The following is a 2,662-nucleotide window of genomic DNA, read 5'->3' on the forward strand; positions in this document are numbered from 1 at the left end:
CCCGGCTGGGGGGCCGACGCGCCGCGCAGGACGCGCCGTCGGTCGGACCACGCGGAGGTCGCCGCGACCTGCTCGTCGGCACCGTGCGCGTCCTGCGACGACGCCGCCACGAGGCCCGCGACCAGCGCCGCGAGCTCGACCTCGTCGGGTGCGCCACGCACGACGTGCACGTGCGCGCCGGTCTGCTCGCTCACCCGTCGACCTCCCCGTCCTCGTCCTCGTCGAACGCCACCGGGGCACCGCGCGACGCGCCCCACTCGGTGACCTCGAAGCCCGCGTCGACGAGCCGCTGCGCGACGTCCGCGCCACCCGCGTCGACCAGGTCGAGCACCGAGTCGAGCGACAGGTCGGAGGTCGCGAGCGGCTGCCCGACGACGAACCCGAGGTGGAACGTGTCGACGTCCGTGCGCTCGGGCGCCGCGTCCGCGTCGCCGTGGTCGTCGTCGGACCACGACATGCCCGTGAGGTCCGCGTGCAGGCCGAGCCGGCTGTGCAGCAGGTCGTAGAGCTGCGCGTTGAGCCCGCCGATCTCCGACTCGAGCGACAGCACCCGCGGGTCCTCGTCGGCCTCGTGCGCACCGAACTCCGCGCGCACCCCCACGGCCGTCTCGACGTAGGCGTGCAGCGCCGTCGCCAGCCGGTCGACGGCCGCGTGCAGCTCCAGGGCGTCGACGCCCGTCAGCGGCTCCAGGCCGTGGGTGTGCTCGTCGTGGTCGTGCTCGCTCACGCGTCCTCCGTGCTCACAGGGGGATGTTCCCGTGCTTCTTGGGCGGCAGGCTCGCGCGCTTGGTGCGCAGCAGGCGCAGCGCCCGGATGATCTCCGACCGGGTCTGCGAGGGAGCGATGACGGCGTCCACGTAGCCGCGGTCGGCCGCGTCCCACGGGTTGACGATCGCCTCCTCGTACTCCGCCGTGAGGCGTCGGCGCTCGGCCTCGACGTCCCCGCCGGCCTCCGCGACGCCCTTGAGCGCACCGCGCTGCAGGATGTTCACGGCACCGCCGGCCCCCATGACCGCGATCTGCGCGGTCGGCCAGGCGAGGTTGACGTCGGCGCCCAGCTGCTTGGACCCCATGACGATGTACGCGCCACCGTACGCCTTGCGGGTGATGACCGTGACCAGGGGGACCGTCGCCTCCGCGTACGCGTAGATGAGCTTCGCGCCGCGCCGGATGATGCCGTTCCACTCCTGGTCCGTGCCCGGCAGGAAGCCCGGCACGTCGACGAACGTCAGCACCGGGATGTTGAACGCGTCGCACGTCCGCACGAACCGTGCCGCCTTCTCGGCGGCGTTGATGTCGAGCGTGCCCGCCATCGCCATGGGCTGGTTCGCGACGATCCCGACGGGCTGACCCTCGACGTGCCCGAAGCCGATGAGCACGTTCTGCGCGTACAGCGGCTGGATCTCGAGCAGCACGCCGTCGTCCAGCACGTGCTCGACCACCGTGCGCATGTCGTACGGCTGGTTGTCCGAGTCGGGGACGATCGCGTCGAGCTCCTCGTCCTCCTCGGTCACCTCGAGCGGCGCCTCGTGCGGGAACGCGGGCGCGTCGGTGAGGTTGTTCTGCGGCAGGTACGACAGCAGCGAGCGGACGTAGTCGATCGCGTCGTCCTCGTCGGACGCCATGTAGTGCGCGACGCCCGAGCGCGTGCTGTGCGTCGTCGCACCGCCGAGCTCCTCGAAGCCGACGTCCTCGCCCGTGACCGCGCGGATCACGTCCGGGCCCGTGATGAACATGTTCGACGTGCCGTCGGCCATGACGATGAAGTCCGTGAGCGCGGGGGAGTACACCGCGCCGCCCGCCGACGGGCCGAGGATGAGGCTGATCTGCGGGATCACGCCCGACGCCGCGACGTTGCGACGGAAGATCTCCGCGAACTGCGTGAGGCCCGCGACGCCCTCCTGGATGCGCGCGCCGCCGCCGTCGCTGATCCCGACCAGCGGCACGCCCATGCGCAGCGCGAGGTCCATGACCTTGGTGATCTTCTGGCCGTGCACCTCGCCGAGGCTGCCGCCGAAGACCGTGAAGTCCTGCGAGTACACGCACACCGGCCGGCCGTCGACCGTCCCGTACCCGGTGACGACGCCGTCGCCCGGGATGCGCTTCTTCTCGAGCCCGAAGTTCGTCGAGCGGTGCCGCACGAGCGCGTCCAGCTCGGTGAACGAGCCCGGGTCGAGCAGTGCCTCGACGCGCTCGCGCGCCGTCTTCTTGCCGCGTGCGTGCTGCTTGTCGGCCGCGCCCTGCTCGGCGACCTCGGCCGCCCGGGTCCGCTCGGCGAGGTCGGCGAGGCGGGCCGCGGTGCCGCGCGGGGCGGTGCCGGGGGCGGGAACGCCTGTCTGGTCCGTCTGGGTCACCCGACCGAGGCTAGTTGTGGAACCCCACCAGGCACCTGCAGGGCGATGACCGTGTTCGGGGCGTCGGGTCGTCGGAACCCCACAACCGGGCGGGTCCGGTGTTGTGCGCGGACGCTCGCGTGCGCTGCCGGTCACGGACCACCTGACGGGCCGCGCGTCCCGGGGTCATCATGGGCGGCATGACGTCGTCCTCGTCGCCCGACCGTCCCGCGCTCGACGCGGACACGCTCCGGTCCCTCCTGCTGCTGCCCGCCGGCCCGCTCGCGCGGATCGACGTCGTCGCGCGCACGGGCTCGACCAACGCCGAC

3 protein-coding genes are annotated in these 2,662 nt (G+C 72.8%); all 3 read right to left on the reverse strand.

Translation table 11 applies throughout. The features are described from left to right. The coding region (locus HGA02_RS21735) for an acyl-CoA carboxylase epsilon subunit (RefSeq protein ID WP_168680029.1) at positions 1 to 194 on the reverse strand (194 nt) is incomplete at its 3' end. Continuing rightward, positions 191 to 727, reverse strand: coding sequence for a hypothetical protein (locus HGA02_RS15775; RefSeq protein WP_162351227.1), 537 nt, complete (start codon positions 725 to 727; stop codon positions 191 to 193). The genes HGA02_RS21735 and HGA02_RS15775, both read right to left, overlap by 4 nt. 13 nt (positions 728 to 740) lie before the next feature. Next, the gene (locus HGA02_RS15780; protein WP_168680030.1) at positions 741 to 2,354 is read right to left on the reverse strand and encodes a carboxyl transferase domain-containing protein; all 1,614 of its coding nucleotides are present in this window, start codon (positions 2,352 to 2,354) and stop codon (positions 741 to 743) included. Positions 2,355 to 2,662: the final 308 nt, after the last annotated feature.

This window comes from Cellulomonas septica (assembly GCF_012396155.1).
Classification (GTDB): Bacteria; Actinomycetota; Actinomycetes; order Actinomycetales; family Cellulomonadaceae; genus Cellulomonas; species Cellulomonas septica.